The following is an 18,732-nucleotide window of genomic DNA, read 5'->3' as shown; positions in this document are numbered from 1 at the left end:
CTATTCCTAATAATTCTCTTAATCACCACGAAACGAACGACAATCGCACACAACGCTTTATAACGTTGTAAAAAACTTTCGCAATGCAGATTCTCGAAGATTCATGACGATGCGACATCGGGTCTAAACAATCCGACGAAGGCTGTAGCTACTTTGCATGCCTCGCAAGCAGACTATCATACAACACCCAAAATTACAACGTTATAAAACATTTACTATTGATCCATCCGATAATGGAATCAATAGCCTGACCGGCTTGCGATGCCGTCAACACGGCGACCGACGCTAGAGCTTGCGAGTGGAATCGCGGACTACTAGCGTCGAGGAGACCTTGCGGAAAACAGGCGCACTTGACTCGGAATTCAACGGATTGATGCCGTCAATGCGGTTTTTCAGCACACGAACTGACAGACGGGCCACAGCCTCGAGACCCGGAGCGATAGAGGTCAGTGGCGGGGAAAGATATTGGGAATCATCGGAATTGTCGAAGCCGATCACCGAAATATCGTCCGGAATTTTCAGCCCACGCATCTGGATGGCGTGCATCGCACCGGAGGCGAGCATATCGTTCAAGGCCACCACCCCATCGATTTCGACATTCCTATCAAGCACGTCATTCATGGCATTCACTCCGTCGATACGATGCCACATGCCGGCAGGCGCCACCAGACGTTCATCGAATTCCATGCCATTTTCTTCAAGGGCTTCCTTATAACCCTGGAAACGCAGGCCCGCGCTGCCCACCTTTTCGCCCGGATGAACGCCAAGTACCGCAATCCTGCGGCAACCGGTCTGGATGAGATAGGTGGTGGCGCGCTTGGCCCCTTCGACGTTTTCGGTGGCGATGTGGTCGACGGTATCGGTAAAGATTCGCTCGCCAATCAGCACCAACGGATAATCGACATCAAGCTGGGCAACGTCATCCTGCCCCAGCTCCAGAGGACTGAAAATCACGCCGTCAAGCATCGAAAGCCGCTGACCGCGCAACGCCTCGATCTCGCCTTCGCGCGAATAGAGCGTGGGCTCCACAATGACTTGCAGGCCGACCTTCTTGGCCTCTTCAATGACCAACGAGGAAAGCTGAGCAAAATACGGCAGCTGAAGGTCCGGGATAATCAGCGATATGACGCCTGTCTGCCCTCGACGCAGGTTGCGCGCCGAAGCGTTGACCACATAGCCGAGTTCATCGATGGCCTTGTTGACCTTCTTGCGAGTGGCATCGGAAACGAATTGATAATCGTTGACAACGTTGGAAACGGTTTTAATCGAGACGCCCGCCACCTTCGCGACCTCACGCATGGTCACGACCTTCTGGTCGAGGCCTTTGCGGCTTTTGGTTTCGTCATTGGTTGCGTTCATGTCCCCTATATCCTTTACCCATACATCCCGCACATCACAATAAGTATTACACCACTGCGATTCTCATCGTTGCATATTTCGAATTGCCATCGAGTTCTTCGCTCGCCTGCAGATCAAGAACCGGCATACCTTCTGCACTCCAGTGTACACGGCGCACCTGCGCATCACGACCACCATATTGGCCCTCGGCATACTCGGCCGCATGGAAGACATAAATCGGGTTACCGTCTTCATCTTCAGACCACATGCCATGCCCTGTCCCCAGTTGCCATTCATCGTTATAGATTCCCGACTTCTGCAACGGATAATCCAACTTGGCCCACGTTTGCGGGTCAAGCAAATCGGCATCCTCGCCCGCAGGAGCCATGGCCAAGCCGGTGGTGTAATCGATGCCCACCAGAGAACCGGAATAGATAAGGTACAGTGTGCCATTGTGTTCAATAACGTTAGGGCCTTCGGCGATGGCGTTGTCCCAAGCAAATTCAGGAACAATAATTTGACGCGGCTTGCTCGTCAGACGAGCCGGATCGGCCGGATCGAACGTCGCAATCCACACACTGCCGATTTGTTGCCAGGCATAGTACCAATGGCCGGAATCCTCGAAAACTGTCATATCGAGACTGATGCGTTGCACCGGATTCAGCGCCTCCCCCTCAGGACCGTAAATCGGCTCGGGAACATCCCAGTTTGCCGAATCGCGCAAATCCAAGTCTCGGCCTTCGGCATCTTGCTTCAACTGCATGATGTGACAGCAGCCGGTCCACATATCCGGTTTGCCAGCACGGTCGTTAGGCGTGCCATCGGGATTGAGCTCCGGCCCATCGAAACAGGGCATAAAGAGAATCGAAAGCCGGCCGCCGATGATGTGCAGCTCGGGCGCCCAGAAGCAACCGGTCATCACCCGCCCCTCGCTGTTGCGGTCCCCGCATCTGAGCAGGTCAATCTCGCGTTCACGCCCACTAGCAGCATCGGAAAGTTCGCTGATGGTATGCCCGACGCGCAGCGGCATATGAGTGTGCCCACCATTCGGATCGACACAGTTGCCGTCGGTATCGTCGGTCGCAATGAAAAGGAACAGCCGCTCGCCGTTGAAATCGTAGGCAAACACTGACGGATCGGCACGTTCACGAGCGAACGGCACCGGGTAGGTCTCCTGACGCACGACGCCATCGATACTGATGACCTGGCCGGGTCCAAAATTACCTGCACGCGCATTGTCCCTGAAATCCTCAAGCTGCGCCTCATCCCAGTCGACTTTGCGCATGGCATCCGAGCCGTCGGAGTAAAGCAGGTCGACCGGTTCCTGCCGCCAACGTTCGATTGCAACATCAACGGTCTCGGATGAAACGGGAGTGAATGTTTCTGCGGGACAAGCGGCACCGATGTTGTAGATACGCCCGAAACGGTTGATCAGAGCGATGACATCGTCTTCGTCGATATCAATAATATTGCCCGGCACACAATCAGGAATATCGGCGAAGTCGGCGTCTCTATTACGAAAATCGATTATTCCGCAATCGCTGCTACCCCGGCCTTCAGCAACATTTTTCGCCATAGCAGCGTCGTCCACCGCAACAATGCCGTTGACCGCACCCAGCAAATCACTGACATGCGCCGTACACGGCTTTCCGGCGTCATTGTGCCAAGAAATTGCATACTCACCGGTATCGCCGAGTGCCGCCACTTGCGGATGATGCACACCATTATCGGTGTCCAACACAACCATGCCCAACTGTTCAAAACTCAACAAATCCGAACTTCGAGCGAGCAGGAACGAGGAACGTTCGGAGCCATCGGAGCCACCGCCGCGAGCAGTACGGGTGGCCACAATGCCATAATCTGCATTCGGCAAGCGGAACAGATACGGGTCTTTAAGGCTTTTAAGCGTGATATCGACGTCTGGCATCAACGCGTTCAATGCCACCGCTCCGCTGGGTACATAGTCAGCCGGACCGGCCTCAACGCGGAAATGACGGGAGGCCGTCGCTGCACCCCTTGCGTTCTGCGGCACCCCTTCACAGGGCACGCCGGCAGCGAAGAAAATGCCGTAATTGCCGTTAAGCGGATCCCATTTGCCCGTCACCGGCGAGCGCAGGGCTAAATGCACGCTCAGCGCGATGTCGGCATTGTTGGCATGTTCGCGATCGGTGGGCTTGCGCGTATAGCAGAGCAGCGAATAGCCCTGCGCCAATTCCCGATAATTTTCCATCTTCAACGACCTATCTCACGTGTCTGTTTTTACAACGATGTACAGTATTGATAGCATGTTACATCGTTGTAAGAACGTAACGCTGCAATATCTGAAGGAAGCAAGGGCACCTTATGACAATAACGGCAACACTGCAACGCACGTTGACTGGGACTCTGGCGGCACTGACCCTCATCGGCACACTCGCGGGATGCGGAAGCAGCGGCATCAGCAGCACTTCCCAAACCAGCAACAACACGCAATCCGAAGAAACCCGGAATTCGGCAGGCAAGCACATCAGCCGCGTCTCGGTGCACGACCCATCCGTCGTCAAGGCGAACGGAAAATATTACGTCTTCGGCTCGCACCGCGCCTGGGCGAAAAGCAGCGATCTCGTCAACTGGCACTATTTCAAAAACAACCTGAGCGCCGATTATGAGAAAATCTTCGACAAGATCTGGAAGGAATGGCCCAAGCAATCGTCGAACCCCGACGTCAAAGGCAATATGTGGGCACCGGACGTGGTGTGGAACCCGACGATGAAGAAATGGTGCATGTACCTCTCCCTGAACGGGGCGAACTACCAATCCGTCATCGTGCTGCTCACCGCCAACAATATCGAAGGCGACTGGACCTACGTGGGCCCGGTGGTCTACTCCGGTTTCAACGATGCAGACAAGGACCGCACCGACGTGCCGAAAGTGCTGGGCGAAAACGCCGACATCGGCCGCTATCTTTCCGCCGATGACACCGAAATCAACGCCATCGACCCGTGTGTGAAAGCCGACACCAACGGCGATATGTGGATGACCTTCGGCTCGTGGTTCGGAGGGATGTGGATGATCAAGCTCGACAACGCCACCGGCCTACGCGACTATTCACGCACCTACCCGACCGTGACCGACCAGTCCGACGGCTACTACGGCGTCAAGCTCGGCGGCGGCTACGGCAACTCCGGCGAAGGCTCGTATCTGCTGCATACCAATGGCTGGTGGTACCTCTTCACTTCCTATGGCCACTTGGAACAGACCGGCGGCTATCAGATCCGCATGTTCCGTTCGAAATCCATCACCGGACCCTACATCGATGAAAGCGGCAATGCTGCCGTCTCCACCTCCGCAAGCGCCAACAACTGGGAAGAAGACACCGGCATCCGTCTGATGGCCTCAAACCAATGGAGCGGCACCGACAACGGCGACATCGAAGTCTCGCAGGGGCACAATTCCGCCCTTGCCGACACCGACGGCACCGATTACCTCATCTATCACACCCGCTTCTCCGATCGCGGCGAAACCCACGAAATCCGTACCCGCCAACTGCTGCCGACCGCCGACGGATGGCTAGTAGCGGCACCGTACGAATACACCGGAACTAAGGCGAATGCCAAGGGCTACAAGGCGAGCGAACTGGCCGGAACCTATGAATTCGTGATGCAGAATCCGAACACATATTTCAAGGGGCCGAAGAAGCTCGGCGACAAGACCAGCACCGACTACAAGGGCGTCAACAAAGGCACCGACATCAAGCTGGAAGCCGACGGCAAGGTGACCGGCGACCGCAAGGGCACCTGGAAGGCCAAGACCGGCACCAACGAGCTGACCATCACGCTCGACGGCATCACCTACGTCGGCGCGTTCGACAAACTGCCGCGCGACAAGGACGGCAAATCAGTCATGACCTTCTCCGCGCTCGGCAACAACATCTGCATTTGGGGGTCGAAGAAATGAGCATTTCAACAATTACCACACGACATCTGCCAACTCGTATATCACATACGCCACAAGGTTTCTTCGAATTCCCGCTGGCCAAAGGTCGCGTGCCAATCCACGACCCGGCCATCGCCGAGGAAAACGGCGTCTACTACCTTTTCGGCACACACCGCCGCTTCGCCCGCAGCATCGATCTCATCAACTGGGAACCGATGAGCAACAACATCACCGAAGACTTTGAAAACCTGCTTGGGCCGATCTGGAAGCAATGGCCGCAGGTGGGCTTGAATGGCTCGCCGCTTTCCGGCAACACCTGGGCGCCGGACGTCATTTTTAACCCGGTGATGGGCAAGTGGTGCATGTACCTTTCCGTCAACGGCGAGAATTACCAGTCGGTGATCGTGCTGCTGACGGCCAACCATCTTGAGGATGATTGGGAATATGTGGGACCGGTGGTCTATTCGGGTTTCAAACCTGAGAATGTCTCGAAAACCGACGTTCCGCACGTTCTGGGAACGGAAGCGCAAGGGCCTCTGACCCGTTATCAATCGCTGAAGGATTCGCATATCAACGCTATCGATGCCGCGCCGGTAATGGACGAGCGCGGCGATATGTGGATGAGCTTCGGCTCGTGGTTTGGCGGGTTATGGATGATTCGGCTTAATCCGGAAACCGGGCTGCGCGATTACTCGACCACCTATCCGTTGAAAAAGACGTGTCCGACCCGTATTACGGTATCAAAATCGGCGGCGGCTACGGCAACTCCGGCGAAGGCTCGTATTTCCTGCACGCCAATGGCTGGTGGTATCTCATGCTCTCCTACGGGGGCCTGAACAAAAAACCGGCGGCTACCAAATCCGCGTCTTCCGTTCGCGCAATCTCACCGGCCCATACGTCGACCAGAACGATAACCCTGCGGTATCGCACGAGGAAATCCCTGATAATTGGCGCGGTGACACTGGCGTTCGGATGCTGGCTTCGGTCGCTTGGAACGGCGGCTATGCCGGAGATGATACTGAGATCTCGCAGGGGCACAACTCGGCGCTGTTACGCGAAGACGGCAGGATTTTCATGGTCTACCACACCAGATTCATCGGTCGTGACGAGGACGACTACGAAACCCGCGTGCGCGAGCTCTTCACCACGTCCGACGGCTGGCTGGTTGCCGCGCCTTACGAATATCAGGGATCTGTCGGCATCGCGCCACATAATGCCAACGAAACCGCAAGTATCGCCGGAGACTACGAAGTGGTCCTGTTGCGACAAGACACGTACTTTGACGGCACACGCAAAGCTGATGGCACCTTCAACGGCGTCAATACTCCGATACATATCAGATTGGAAACTGACGGAAGTGTCACCGTTTTAGAGAATGAGAATGCTTCAGAACCTTCCGTAAATGTAATACATAATTCATGGAAGCTGCAGTCGAACAGAGATACCAATGCCATATGCGGCAACGGTTCTATGAGCATCACGCTCGACGGAACGACTTATACCGGCGTCTTCGCCATGCTGCCCCGCGAAAGCGACGGCAAACCGGTGATGACCTTCTCTGCGCTTGGCGGCAACGTCTGCATCTGGGGGTCGCAGCAATGATTCCGGTATCTGCGCAATGCGGCAACGGCCTTCAGCCCCGAGGCTGAAACGAAAAAGGTCAGCCGATAATTCGTCAGGAATGGCGAAATCTCGTCAATTCCAAGAAATTATCGACTGACCTTTTGTCGTAGACGATACCGGCTATCGCCGCAACGACTAGCGAATGTCGAGGAAGACGCGCATTTCATTTTCGCCGCGATTGGCCCACGCGAAATACGGGATCAGCGTGACCGTCACCGGCTCGCGTTTGGCCGGCTGCCAACGCGCGTACAACGGTCTGCTGCTCACCGAAGCCGAGTCGGCACCTGCCTCTTGCGTCTTGTTGGCTTCCGGATTCGGGTTATCTTGCCTGCAATCACTACCGGCACAAGCAGAAACGGCATGCTCTCCGGGGTTATCGACGTTCTTCCCGACATTATTACTGTCCGCATCAACATCCCGCCAGGCCGGAACCTCAAGTCTGACCATCGGGCGCGTTACCAGCTCGACCTCGCCGGTGCCTTTGGCATCCATGGCCGGCGCACCCGCACGGAAATCGAATGCCTCTGCACTGACATTTTCAGCATTGGTACCCACACGGCCGGCATCGACATGAAGACGATGCAGCTGGTCTCCGTTGTCACGTTCCTCGGCGCAATAGACGATCGGGCCACGCATGAAAGCGACCTTGCCGGCATCCTCGCTGACCTTCGGGTTCGCGGCCACCATGTTGACCAGCATCGGGAAATCGAAAGTCGCAGTGTCGCCGTCGCGCCAAGTCCCCGAAAGATAAAGGTAACCGTCACGGATTTTGCGGGTGATGCCGCCACATTTTTCGCCGCTCGCCGACACCACCGCAGCGACGTCCCCAACATTCCCGGCCCAAGCCGGAAGGCGGAACGCCAATGTCATGTTCACACTGCTTGCGGAAGTCCTGTTGGCATTCCCGACGTGTACCGTTGCCTCGGCTTTGCCGCTCCACGGCAGTTCAGAGGTCATAGAAAGACGCACCGAGGTGGAGCCCGTCTCGAATTTGGTGTCACCACCGATGTAAAGGTGGGTGAACAGCGTGGATCCGTCGTCGGAAAGCGTATGCGCATATTCCTGCACGCTTTCGACGAGCCGCGCAATATTCGGCGGGCAGCAGGCGCAACCGAACCACTTCTGGCGCACATCCTTGACGTGGTTGAACCGCGCGTCGTGCTGCCGCGTCGTCTCAGGACGCACCTCAAGCGGATTAACATAGAAGAAACTTTTGCCGTCCATCGCCATGCCAGCGAGCACCGTATTGTAAAGTGCCAGCTCCATCACGTCGCCGTATTCGCCTTTCGGCTCCAGCTCAAGCATCCTGCGCGCAAAGAATACGAGCGCGATGGCCGCGCAGGTCTCCGAATAAGCCAAATCATTGGGTAAGTCATAATCGTAGGAAAATGATTCTCCAACCGCGGTGCCGCCCACACCACCGGTGATATAGAGCTTTTTATCGACGATGTTGCGCCAGATGGCGTGAATGGCCTTGCTGAGCTTTTCGTCGCCGGTCAGCCGCACCACATCGGCGACGCCGGAGTAGAGATAGCCCGCGCGCACCGCATGGCCCACGGCCTCGCGCTGGTCGGCCACCGGCTCATGAGCCTGATAGTAGGCGTAAGGCTTGGGCCAGTTGTCGTTTTCGACGAACGGCGTACCGTCATGTTCGGCACGGGCACGATCTTCCTGCCCGAAATACAGAGGTGAGGCGCCGCGCTGATGGATGAAATACGAGGCCAGATCGAGGTACTTGCTTTTGCCGGTCGCCTCCGCAAGCCGGACCAGGGCCATTTCGGCGATTTCATGGCCCGGATAGCCGTGCAATTTGCCCGGCTCTGTGCCGAAAACGGAAGCGACATAGTCCGCGAAACGCTCAGCCGCATGCAGCAGCTTCGTTTTGCCGGTGCCTTGGTAATAGGAGACCGCGCCCTCGATCAGATGGCCCATGCAATAGAGCTCGTGATAGTCCTTCAGATTGGTGAAGTGCCGGTCCATGCCATTCAAAATGTAATACGTATCGAGATAGCCGTTGCTCTGCTGCGCCGCACAGACGATGTCGATCGCACCGTCGGCCGTCGCCTCAAGCTGCGGGTCGGGATGGTGGGCCAGCGAATAGCCGACCGCTTCAATCCACTTCGAGAAATCCGTATCCTGAAAAACGAACCCGTAGAACTTGTCGGGGTCAGGATGCGACGGGTCTGCCGGCAGCACGTTGAACCCGCGATCGGTATAGGCCGGGGGCTCAAAACCCCTGCCCGCCGTCTTCGCCTCGTTCGCACGCTGGTTTTGCGCGGCCGCCGCCTTGAAATTGTGCATGCAATAGCTTGGCGAAGCACCTGGAACCTGGTCATTGAGCGCACGCCACTGAAACGGCAACACCTGCGTACGCACCAACTCCTGCTCGGCTCCCCAGAACGCATCGTCTACCGTCACGTCCTTGAACGGCAGTGGCTTGCTGTGCACCACCTTAGCTTCAGAATCTTCCTCGGAAGCGCAATCACCACAAGACTTTCCACTCATTTTCGCCATTGAAATCACATACCTTCATTTCGCTACACGAATCGGCTTTCATCGTTGTAAATTCTAAACGTCACCCACGATACGACGTTCTACCACGCCCTTCAGGGTTCGCCGATATTCGACAGCGGCGCCATCTACAGCCCAGCCACGCTCACTTCAGCTTGAGCGTAGCGGTATAAACGGCCTTGCGATTGGGAAGGGAGCCGTCGGGAAGCGGATGTTCCTTGACCACCTCGGCGATGGCATCCTTGATGCGCTCATCGGTTTTGCTAGAGCGCTCAATGGCGAGCGCAGCCAAATCATCGACGCTCAGAACTGTTGCCGTGGCCTCGCCAGCCTTGAGCGCTTCGTCTTCGCTGGCGCCGGCGATGACCAGCACAATTTCACCGCGCGGCGGATCGTCGATGACGGACTGGTGAATTTCGCCAACGGTGCCACGGCGAATCTGTTCATAATCCTTGGTCAGCTCACGGCACAGGGCCATCGGGCGATCGGGGCCGAACATTTCTAGCAAATCGTCCATCGTTTCGGCGATGCGGTGCAAGGTCTCGTAGAAAACAATCGTGCGCCGCTCCCCCAGCAACGAGCGGAAACGCTGGATGCGCTCGTTGTGTTTGCGCGGCACGAAGCCTTCGTAGCAGAAACGGTCGGTGGGCAAGCCGGAGAGCGCAAGCGCATCGAGCACCGCGGACGGACCAGGAGCGCAGGTCACCGGCAGGTCGCGCTCGATGGCTCGGCGGACGATGGCCACACCCGGATCGTTGACGGTGGGCATGCCCGCGTCCGAGACCACCAGCACAGTTGCTCCACGCTCGACCTCGTCAAGCAGGCCGTCGGCCTTGGAACGCTCGTTGTGGTCGTGGTTTGCGACGACGCGACCGCCGACATGCACGCCGAGCCGATTCGCCAAATCGTAAAGCCGCCGCGTATCCTCCGCCGCAACAACATCAGCGTGCTCAATCAGCGCCCTCAGCCTGGCCGAAGCGTCGCCAACGTTGCCGATTGGCGTGGCCGCCAGCACCACCGTTCCGCGCGGAATCTCAACCATCACGCCGTCTTCCGGCATATCGCGTTTAGCATCATCATGTTCCGCAGATTCCATATCACTTGTTCCCATATCTCAAGTATCCATCACCACAATGACGCGAGACATGAAACCGTCTGGCAACCTTCTTAGAATCCGGAAGTAGGTATCAGCGAATTCGGGTAACCACGTCGATTGAGCGAGACCGGCCGCTGAATAACTGAATATGAGAGAGGGAAACAAAATGCAATATATTACCAAAACCATCAAAGGAATCGATGGTAGCGAGGCGACGTTGACCGGTTACATCATCGACAACTCCAAGGAAATCGACCCGGACCGTCGCCGTCCTGCGGTGCTCATTTTCCCCGGTGGCGGGTTCAATAAGGTGACCGACCGCGAGGCAGATCCTATCGCGATGATGGCTGTGGGCGCAGGCGTACAGGCATTCGTACTGCGTTACTCCATCGCACCTTCGCGCTATCCGGTACAGATGCTCGAAGGCGCCGAAGCCATGAAAATCATTCGCGAGAACGCCGATGCCTGGCACATTGATCCTGAAGCCGTCACCGTGATTGGCTTCTCGTGCGGCGGCCAGCTCGCCGCCTCGATGGCAACCATCACTGGCGATGACGTGATGCGCGAGAACGGTTATGACCCGGACAAGGTGCGCGCCAACGGCCTGGCACTGGGCTACCCCGTGCTCACTGCTGGCAAGTACACGCACGCCGGCACGGTCGACAAGCTGCTCGGCGAAAAGAAAACCGATCAGACGATGCTCGACGAAATCTCCTGCGAGAAGCACGTGGACGCCAAAACGCCGACCACTTTCATCTGGCAGACCGTCACCGATGCCGTGGTGCCGGTGCAGAACTCGCTGCTGTTCATTAACGCCTGCGTCGACGCCGGCGTACCCGTCGAAGCACATATCTTCCCGCAAGGCCCGCACAGCCTCTCCCTGGCCACCGCCGAAACGGCCGCTGCCGGCAACGCCGCACAAATCGAGCCGAGCGCACAGGTCTGGCCGAACCTTTGGGCCGCCTGGATCAAGCGCAATTTCGTGAAGTAACCAGCAAACAACAATTCAAATAACAATGCCGGTTGAGGACATTCATCAGTCCTCAACCGGCATTTGAATATTCAACTTCAGCGCGGCTGGCGGAAGTGGCGGTCGCCAATCGTCGGGAACGGGGTGTGCGGTTCGCGCTGATACCAATAGGCAACGCTCGCCACGTCATCCGAACGCTCGAAAAGCCCAGCCTCGTCCGTACCGATCTGCTGAATGGTCACGCGCAAATCGCGGTCGAAATAAATCGGATCCGGGATGTGCCAACGATACAGCCCGCGCATCACCGGAGTGGCCGAATCCCAATAATCGCTTTTGCGTCCGACGAGACGCTGCGAACGGAACGGGAAACCGGCGAACGGGGCGCAATAAGTCTGTTCATGCATACGGCCATCATCGTCGAATGCGGCCAAACTCCAGGCCCCGCCGAAATAATCCTCGGTGCCAGTGCTGGTAATCGTCGGGTAATCGGTGTCGCCGTCGAGGTACATCTTGACTTCGCCTTCGCCCCACCAACGACTTTCCAGCGCCGTCAACGCGAGGTAGGTGCCAACGTAAGTGCCTTGGCCGCGAACACCGTCGAGAATCGTATAATCCTGCGCTTCCTTAGTCACCCGCTCACGGCGCCATTGGGCATGGAATCGCATGGCATCGTCGGGCAACGCGTCGTATTCGGTGTAATCGATCTGGTAGAAGAACGCTGGAACATCCTCATTATGATCGCTGCGCAGCACAATTTTCGCATGTTCGAAAGGCATAGTGAAATAGCAGTTGAAGCCACGGTTAGGCGCGACCATGACGGGCATGGAATTGACCGGGCAAGCCTGACCATGGCCACAGCAGAAGAAGTCTCCGATCGGGCAGACCACCGACGGGCTTTCCTCGCCATCCCAATAGAACTCGAGGATGAGATTGCGCAGCACATTCGGCCCGGTGGGTGAGGTTTTGTCGGTGACGGTCATCCAGATATGGCGGATAACGCCTGGCCCGTCAACATCCATTAGCGTCACCGATTCGCCGGCGGGGACGTTGCCCAGGCATGGAGTTCCCTTGCGCGAGGGGCCAAGTTTGCTGGCTGTTTGCGCCGCTACTCCTTTGCCCCCAGTCGGGTTCTCCGCGTTGACGCAACGCGAGCGCCCGCGCGATGCCACCGCAAGCCCGTCCATCATGCCCGCGCCGAAACCGCCTAATCCACCGAAATTCTCGCTCGTCCCTTCTCCCAAGCCAGAACCCACTGCCATTCCATTCATACTCAAAGCCTTTCCTGTCCTTCTACCAGTATTATCGGTCAGATTGCCTACTTCACCGCACCAGCGACGATGCCTTGATTGAGCTTGCGCTGGAAGATGATGAAGAAGATGATGGTTGGGATGATGCTCAGCAGCGAGGCAGCTGCCAAGGTAGTCGCATCCATCGTGTGCTGGCCTTGCAGAGTGGCGAGCGCCAGCGGCACGGTCTGCACGTTGTCGTCCATCAGGAAGGCCATCGGAATCATGTACTCGTTCCAGGTCCACACGAAGAAGAACACGAACAGCACGCTGATGGTCGACCACGAAATCGGCAACACGACCTTACGCAGCACTGTCCAGCGCGAGGCACCGTCGATGGTAGCAGCCTCGAGAATGGCCTGCGGGAATGTGCCATAGACCGAGGAGAGCAGATAAGTGCCGTACGCGCTCTGGATGATGGTGAAGATGACGACGATTGCCCATTGTGTGTTGTAGAGGCCGATGTGCTTGAACATTGTGTAGAGCGGGAACAGCAACGCTTCCTGCGGCATCATGTTGGCGAGCATGATCGCCAAGATGATCCAACGGTTGCCCTTCACCTTACCAATGCCCAACGCGAAGGAGTTGAGCACGGAAAGCACCACGCCCAGCACCGCGACAATCAGCGAAATCAGCAGAGAGTTGCCCAACTTGACCGGGAAGTCGCTCATCTTCCAGAAGCTGACGATGCCGCTCATGGTGGGATGCGCCGGTAGGGAAAGCGGACCGGTGGCGTTGTAGTCGCCGATGGTCTTGAAGGCGTTCATCGCCAAGATAATGATTGGGAAGAGCATCACCAGCGCCCCCGCAATCAGGAGAATCAACGCCAACCAGTCGCCCCAGGACCTGATGTGCTTGGCCTTGTGGCTGACCTGTGCGGTTTTGCTCTCGCTTGATTTGGCGCTGCCCATGGCGGTCGTCGATATTGTTGCTTCAGACATGTTACGCTCCTCTCAGTCGTCCATATTCTTCTCGACGCGGCCCTGGAAAATCGTGAACACCACGGAGAACACGATGATGACCAGCGTCAGTGAAGTCGAGATGGCGGCGCCGTAGCCGACCTGATGGATTTGGAAGAATTGGTTGTATGAATAATAGGACGGCACAATCGTTGTGGTGCCAGGACCGCCCTTGGTCAGCAGATAGACCGGGCCGAAGGTCTTCAGCGCGCCGATAGTAGCGGTGAGGATGACGACCATCAGCTCAGGCATGATTGACGGTAGAGTAACCACGCGGAACTTCTGCCACCAGTTCGCGCCATCGAGCCCGGCGGCTTCGTAAAGCTCGGGGTCGACGCGTTGCAGACCGGACATGAAGATGACAATCGGGTAGCCGAGCTGAATCCAGATGAGAATGAACATCAAGCTAGGCAGGGCGAGTTTCGGGTTACCGAGCCAATTGATGGCGACCGGTCCACTGGTGAATTTAGCAATCAGCGCGTTGATTGCGCCATCGTCCGGTCGGAAGATCCAGCCCATAATGATGGTGGCCACGGCGACTGGCAACAGCTGCGGGAGATAGTAAAGCGCACGAATGAACGAGGCTGTCTTCGAACCAAACTTCTTCTGGATGACATCGGTGAGCACCGAAGAGATGATTAGGCCCAGAATCGTAGGAATAACGACAATCGCGACGATAATCCAGAACGAATTCAGGAACGATTTCCAGAATGTGGCGTCGCCCATCAGTCGAATCCAGTTCTTGGCACCGATAAACTTCATCGGGCCCACCCCACGCCAACGCGTGAAGCTCAGGCACACGTTCCACAGGAACGGCACGATGATAATGACCGCAAGCCCCAGAATGCCGGGGATGAGGTAAGGAACGAACTTTGAGGATTTATTGCCAGGCAGACGCGACATCGAAGGCCTTTTGGCTTTTGCTGTTTGCATTACAACCTCCTTGGTGGTAATGACATGCTGAATTGATATTTGAGATGATTGAGAGACTGGGACGGACCAATCGAATCCGATGAATCAGACGGATCGATTCCAAACGACAACCGCCGCTTAGTCTTTGAAGCCCATGTCGACCACGCCGGTATCGTAGGACTTGTGCAACGCATCGAGCACCTGCTTGGGCGTCTCGGTTCCGTTGACGAGCTCCTGGAACTGGGCCGAAATGTCGTCGGTCAGATTCGAGGCTGGATAATCCGGGTAATAAGACAGGTCGCCCTTCTGGGAATACTGAGAATATTCCCTGATCATCTCCCGATTCTTTACGTTGTTGATCTTGCTCATATCGGCAGCCAGTGGGATTCCGCCGGCGTTGCCGATGCCGTCCTGATTCTCCACGGAAAGCACGTTGTTCAGAAGCTTCGCCGCAAGGTCCTTGTGATGGGACTTGGTGGGGATGGTCAGCAGATTGCCCGTGCAGCCCTGCAGCATCTTGGTGCCCGGCAGCGCGGCCGCTGTCCAATCGAAATTCTTGATCTGGGCGATGAAGCGGCTTTGGTTCCACGTGCCGGTCTGGTAAATCGGATATTCATTGCCTTTGATGAAGGAGTTCGTGGTGTCTTCCGCCTTGAGGCCCGTGGCGCTGCGGGAGATATAGCCTTTCTTGACCCAATCGTTGATGGTGTTGGTGGCGTAGGTCAGTGGTTCGGCGTTCCAATTGACATCATGCCGGTACATCTGCCAATCGTCAATGAACCTCTTGTCGGCCTTCGTGCCCACCAACGACCACCAGAGCCACATCACACCGTATTCCTGCGCATCGGCGGCAATCGGCGTGATGCCGTGCGACTTGAACTCTTGACATGCCTGCTCGAATTCGGCCATCGTGGTGGGAATCTTGATGCCGTATTTGTCGAACATCGTCTTGTTGTAATACACACGTTGATATTCGGCATAGTTTGGCAGGCCAACCCACTTGGTACCGCTCATGATGCCCATGTCATCATATTTGGCAATCGAAGCATCAGCCTTGGTGATTTTCTTATCCCAGCCGTATTTCTTGACATACGGCTTCAAATCGCTCAGCAACTCCATCGAGGAAAGCATGCCTGCGGAACCGTTGCCGCGGTTGGATTCCATGATGTCGGGAGCTTGGTTCGAATCCAGGAACTGGCTGGAGTTCTGCGCGATCTGCGTGAACGACTTGACCTCAAATTTCACCTTGACGCCTGTCTGCTGGGTGAACTGGTCGGCCGCCCTCTTCCAAGCCTCGGTCTGCGCCGCAGTCGGCAGGTCATAATACCAGAACGAAATGCTTTGTGGATGTGCGTCATCCTGGGCGTTGTTCGACCCGCAGGCCGAAAGTGCCGTCAGTGAAAGCACAGCCGCAAGCGCCGCTGCTGCAATCTTTCTTATCTTCATCTTTCCTCCTTGGATATTACCAATGAACGGAAGTACACAACTCAAAATCGAAACGTTTCGATTCACAAGACAATGAACTGCACTTTCTATTTTTCATGTCATTCCTTGCTTCATCGAAAGGCAAAATCAAAACCGAGCGACCACGCCAAACCCTCATCGCTGAGTGCCTGCCCGACTGGGCACCGGTCCTACGTCAATTCAACGTTTGATATCGATTCAATCCATAAGCTCTCCCTCCAAGCCTCCGCCTTCGCAGGCAGAAACGATTGGCGTTGAAGACGAAATTTCAGAGCCCATCTGCCCGACGGCAAAGGGCGCGGGAATGGAAATACCATCGCTACTAAAGCCAAGATTTTGCGGCGCCAGGCCGAGCGAACCACGATCGACGAATTCCGGATCGATCAGCGTCACCTTTCCGGCGATGTCCTGACGATTCTCAATGGAGGAAACCAGTGTGCTCATGGCGATGGAGCAGAGCCGTTCCGGCTCGAACGGTTCCTCGCTGACCGGCCGACGCATCGGTTCCTCGCGCATGAACGTACCGCAGGAAAGCACTGAGATGTCGTCTGGAATGCTCAACCCAGCAGCCAGAAGCGCCGTGACCGTCAGATTCAGGATATTAACCCCGGCCTGATTGACTATCGCCGTTGGACGAGAGTCTCGATCAAGCAAATCACGCACGAATTCCCCGGCATCGAATGTCGCATTGTCGACCGAGCCGGACTCGATCACCGTAAGACCAATCTCGCGAGCACGATCGAGAAAAGCACTCCGGAACAGGAGCACATAGCCGGCATGGCGCGCATAGTCGATTTCCTGGGCTCGCAGCAATGCCACTTCCCGATGGCCGAGCTTGAAAAGCCTGTCAGCGGTGCGGCGACCCATCTTCACGAAATCGATATCGACGCAAGCGCAATCGTCATGGTTTTCAGGCAAGCCAATAGCCACGCAGGGCTTATGATATCGAGCCGCGGCGGCTACGCGAGCGTCCTTTTCTTCGACATCGAGCAACAGCACGCCGTCAACGAGATTACTGTGTGTCACGCGTTCGATGTCGGCCACGGCGTCCGCGCCGGTGAGCAGAAGAATATCGTAGCCGGCGGCCCTGGCCTGCCATGCCGACTGCATGAAGTAGGCGCTGTATTGCATCTGGTTCACACCCTCATGCATCGGCTCGCTGATGGCGATGATGTGGTTGAGCTGGCCGCGCATCTTCTGCGCGCTGGCGTCGGGAATGTAGCCGAGTTCATCGATGGCTCGAAGCACCTTATCGGTGGTTTTGGAAGAAATAGAACGCTTGCCAGAGAGCACATATGAAACCGTGGAGACGGAAACCCCTGCCGCCTTCGCAACATCTTTGATGCCAGCCATGCGCTCACCTTCTTTGTCGCGTTCAAAGCCTACCGACAGGCAACCATATAGTCGTCCATCGACCACCTGCAATACATTCCGACTTGTAGAATCGAAACGTTTCGAAACTTTCTTGTATCATAAATCTTTAATCATCGATTTGTCAATTCAGCAGCACGCACCTGCCGCAACGCATTCCTAAGCCGCCTCTGCCAGAATCTCGGCGGTTGGCCGCAAACCATAGCATGACGAATCGGCCGGGGCTTTTTATGGTAAATCCTCGTCGCCGTAGCTCCGACAAGGAATACTGCCAGACCAACCAGAATGGCATACATGATGCCATCGCCGCTGGCATGGTCGAGATCGGGAATCGGCTCGGGGATGGACCGGCGACTGCCCGTAATAATAAGGCGTTCGGTATTGACACCGTAAGGCGTGCAGGTCATCAGGGTGACCAAGTCCTTGCCCGGAACGACCTTATATAGATGAGTATCCGTAGGTTTGATGACATGGATGCCAGTAACCAAATAGCCCATGGTGCGGTTCAGGGTCTGGATATAGAAGAAATCGCCCTTTTGAGTTCATCCAGACGAGTGAATAGCAACGCTCCCGGCAGGCCGCTATGGCCGCTGAGCACGGCGTTGGTGGAAGATCCCCCTACGGGTAGGCTGGTGCCGTAGAGGTGCCCAGCACCATGACGAAGCACCTCATCGGAAGTGCCATGGAAAATCGGCATTCGCACAGAAATCTTCGGAATGCGCAACGTCCCCATCATGCCAGTGCCATCGTTGAGCAGTGCCTGGTAATCCTTGTCCTTCTCGCTCAACGGTTTGTCTGAGTCTTTTCCCCGGCAAACGGATCGGTGAATTCCCCCAGCGTCTCCTGGTTAGAGGCAGCAATCTTCTTGTTGTAGGCCTGCGCCTTCGCATATTCGTCTACGACCTTGCCCTGCGGCCAGGCGGCGAAATGGTTGCTATTGCTTTCGGTCATCTCGCGTTCGAGATTCATATCGGAAAGCCAGCGTGCCGGAAACCAGCACACTGCAACTAGCAGCGCCACCAGGAAAACAGCGATCGCGGTATCGAGGGAAATGACGAGTACCCGATGGCCCCGGCCCTTATGGTCGGACTTCATCACTTCGTCAAAAGACTCGTCCTGCATACCCAAGATATCCATTTGTTCGTTCAACGAATCGCATCCTTCCGTGGCAGCCATTGCCAAGTGCGTCATCACCGATTTGACAAAATAAAATAAAACCTGATTCAAAAGCAAAAAAGAAATGAGAAATAATAAGGGAAACGCAGCCAGCAATGGCCACGTCTCCCT

General features: G+C 56.2%; 14 protein-coding genes and 1 pseudogene. 4 read left to right on the top strand and 11 right to left on the bottom strand.

Annotated elements, in window-relative coordinates:
- Positions 1–285: 285 nt before the first annotated feature.
- Both OZX57_RS00825 and OZX57_RS00820 read right to left on the bottom strand, forming a co-directional pair.
- Positions 286–1,359 (bottom strand): LacI family DNA-binding transcriptional regulator, encoded by a 1,074-nt coding sequence (locus OZX57_RS00825; RefSeq protein WP_277162325.1) that lies wholly within the window; start codon positions 1,357–1,359, stop codon positions 286–288.
- Positions 1,360–1,405: 46 nt separating this feature from the next.
- Entirely contained in the window at positions 1,406–3,550 is a 2,145-nt protein-coding gene (locus OZX57_RS00820) for a family 43 glycosylhydrolase (RefSeq protein WP_277162885.1), read from the bottom strand.
- A 131-nt stretch (positions 3,551–3,681) separates the two neighbouring features.
- On the opposite strand from OZX57_RS00820, the gene OZX57_RS00815 reads away from it, so the two are divergent.
- Genes OZX57_RS00815 through OZX57_RS00805 form a run of 3 tightly spaced genes read left to right on the top strand, consistent with a single transcriptional unit; the run spans position 3,682 to position 6,855 of the window.
- The gene (locus tag OZX57_RS00815) at positions 3,682–5,274 is read left to right on the top strand and encodes a glycoside hydrolase family 43 protein (protein WP_277162324.1); all 1,593 of its coding nucleotides are present in this window, start codon (positions 3,682–3,684) and stop codon (positions 5,272–5,274) included.
- Positions 5,271–6,089 carry a hypothetical protein gene (locus OZX57_RS00810; RefSeq protein WP_277162323.1) on the top strand — a complete coding sequence of 273 codons (819 nt, stop codon included), beginning with the start codon at positions 5,271–5,273 and terminating at the stop codon, positions 6,087–6,089. The genes OZX57_RS00815 and OZX57_RS00810 overlap by 4 nt, the downstream gene beginning before the upstream one ends.
- A complete protein-coding gene (locus OZX57_RS00805; RefSeq protein WP_277162322.1) occupies positions 6,058–6,855 on the top strand; it encodes a glycoside hydrolase family 43 protein in 798 nt (265 codons plus the stop codon). The genes OZX57_RS00810 and OZX57_RS00805 overlap by 32 nt, the downstream gene beginning before the upstream one ends.
- A gap of 156 nt (positions 6,856–7,011) precedes the next feature.
- On the opposite strand, the gene OZX57_RS00800 is transcribed toward OZX57_RS00805, so the two are convergent.
- Together OZX57_RS00800 and rsmI are read right to left on the bottom strand one after the other, a co-directional pair.
- A complete protein-coding gene (locus tag OZX57_RS00800) occupies positions 7,012–9,381 on the bottom strand; it encodes a beta-L-arabinofuranosidase domain-containing protein (RefSeq protein ID WP_277162884.1) in 2,370 nt (789 codons plus the stop codon).
- Between the two features lie 151 nt (positions 9,382–9,532).
- Positions 9,533–10,483 carry a 16S rRNA (cytidine(1402)-2'-O)-methyltransferase gene (rsmI, locus tag OZX57_RS00795; RefSeq protein WP_277162321.1) on the bottom strand — a complete coding sequence of 317 codons (951 nt, stop codon included), beginning with the start codon at positions 10,481–10,483 and terminating at the stop codon, positions 9,533–9,535.
- Positions 10,484–10,649: 166 nt separating this feature from the next.
- Here rsmI and OZX57_RS00790 point away from each other — a divergent pair, with 166 nt between their 5' ends.
- Positions 10,650–11,474 (top strand): alpha/beta hydrolase, encoded by an 825-nt coding sequence (locus tag OZX57_RS00790; RefSeq protein WP_277162320.1) that lies wholly within the window; start codon positions 10,650–10,652, stop codon positions 11,472–11,474.
- 77 nt (positions 11,475–11,551) lie between these two features.
- Here the strand turns inward: OZX57_RS00790 and OZX57_RS00785 are convergent, their stop codons facing one another.
- The 7 genes and pseudogenes from OZX57_RS00785 to OZX57_RS00755 all read right to left on the bottom strand — a co-directional run bounded on the left by OZX57_RS00785 (position 11,552) and on the right by OZX57_RS00755 (position 18,717).
- Entirely contained in the window at positions 11,552–12,640 is a 1,089-nt protein-coding gene (locus OZX57_RS00785) for a glycoside hydrolase family 172 protein (protein WP_277162883.1), read from the bottom strand.
- A gap of 128 nt (positions 12,641–12,768) precedes the next feature.
- A complete protein-coding gene (locus OZX57_RS00780) occupies positions 12,769–13,650 on the bottom strand; it encodes a carbohydrate ABC transporter permease (protein ID WP_277162882.1) in 882 nt (293 codons plus the stop codon).
- A 42-nt stretch (positions 13,651–13,692) separates the two neighbouring features.
- Complete coding sequence (locus OZX57_RS00775; protein WP_277162319.1) at positions 13,693–14,631, bottom strand: sugar ABC transporter permease; 939 nt, start codon at positions 14,629–14,631, stop codon at positions 13,693–13,695.
- 117 nt (positions 14,632–14,748) lie between these two features.
- Entirely contained in the window at positions 14,749–16,056 is a 1,308-nt protein-coding gene (locus OZX57_RS00770; RefSeq protein ID WP_277162318.1) for an extracellular solute-binding protein, read from the bottom strand.
- Between the two features lie 216 nt (positions 16,057–16,272).
- The gene (locus OZX57_RS00765; RefSeq protein WP_277162317.1) at positions 16,273–17,427 is read right to left on the bottom strand and encodes a LacI family DNA-binding transcriptional regulator; all 1,155 of its coding nucleotides are present in this window, start codon (positions 17,425–17,427) and stop codon (positions 16,273–16,275) included.
- A 131-nt stretch (positions 17,428–17,558) separates the two neighbouring features.
- Positions 17,559–18,142 (bottom strand): annotated as a pseudogene (locus tag OZX57_RS00760) (class C sortase).
- An 86-nt stretch (positions 18,143–18,228) separates the two neighbouring features.
- Positions 18,229–18,717, bottom strand: coding sequence for a hypothetical protein (locus OZX57_RS00755; protein ID WP_277162316.1), 489 nt, complete (start codon positions 18,715–18,717; stop codon positions 18,229–18,231).
- Positions 18,718–18,732: the final 15 nt, after the last annotated feature.

The organism is Bifidobacterium sp. ESL0682 (assembly GCF_029392815.1).
Lineage (GTDB): Bacteria > Actinomycetota > Actinomycetes > Actinomycetales > Bifidobacteriaceae > Bifidobacterium.
This window is presented reverse-complemented; position numbering and strand designations above follow the sequence as displayed.

Excerpts from the sequence above, each read along its gene's own strand:
- OZX57_RS00825 (WP_277162325.1), bottom strand. The coding sequence starts at position 1,359 with ATGAACGCAACCAATGACGAAACCAAAAGCCGCAAAGGCCTCGACCAG.
- OZX57_RS00815 (WP_277162324.1), top strand. The coding sequence starts at position 3,682 with ATGACAATAACGGCAACACTGCAACGCACGTTGACTGGGACTCTGGCG.
- OZX57_RS00810 (WP_277162323.1), top strand. The coding sequence starts at position 5,271 with ATGAGCATTTCAACAATTACCACACGACATCTGCCAACTCGTATATCA.
- OZX57_RS00800 (WP_277162884.1), bottom strand. The coding sequence starts at position 9,381 with ATGAGTGGAAAGTCTTGTGGTGATTGCGCTTCCGAGGAAGATTCTGAA.
- rsmI (WP_277162321.1), bottom strand. The coding sequence starts at position 10,483 with ATGGAATCTGCGGAACATGATGATGCTAAACGCGATATGCCGGAAGAC.
- OZX57_RS00790 (WP_277162320.1), top strand. The coding sequence starts at position 10,650 with ATGCAATATATTACCAAAACCATCAAAGGAATCGATGGTAGCGAGGCG.
- OZX57_RS00785 (WP_277162883.1), bottom strand. The coding sequence starts at position 12,640 with ATGATGGACGGGCTTGCGGTGGCATCGCGCGGGCGCTCGCGTTGCGTC.
- OZX57_RS00780 (WP_277162882.1), bottom strand. The coding sequence starts at position 13,650 with ATGGGCAGCGCCAAATCAAGCGAGAGCAAAACCGCACAGGTCAGCCAC.
- OZX57_RS00775 (WP_277162319.1), bottom strand. The coding sequence starts at position 14,631 with ATGCAAACAGCAAAAGCCAAAAGGCCTTCGATGTCGCGTCTGCCTGGC.
- OZX57_RS00770 (WP_277162318.1), bottom strand. The coding sequence starts at position 16,056 with ATGAAGATAAGAAAGATTGCAGCAGCGGCGCTTGCGGCTGTGCTTTCA.
- OZX57_RS00765 (WP_277162317.1), bottom strand. The coding sequence starts at position 17,427 with ATGGCTGGCATCAAAGATGTTGCGAAGGCGGCAGGGGTTTCCGTCTCC.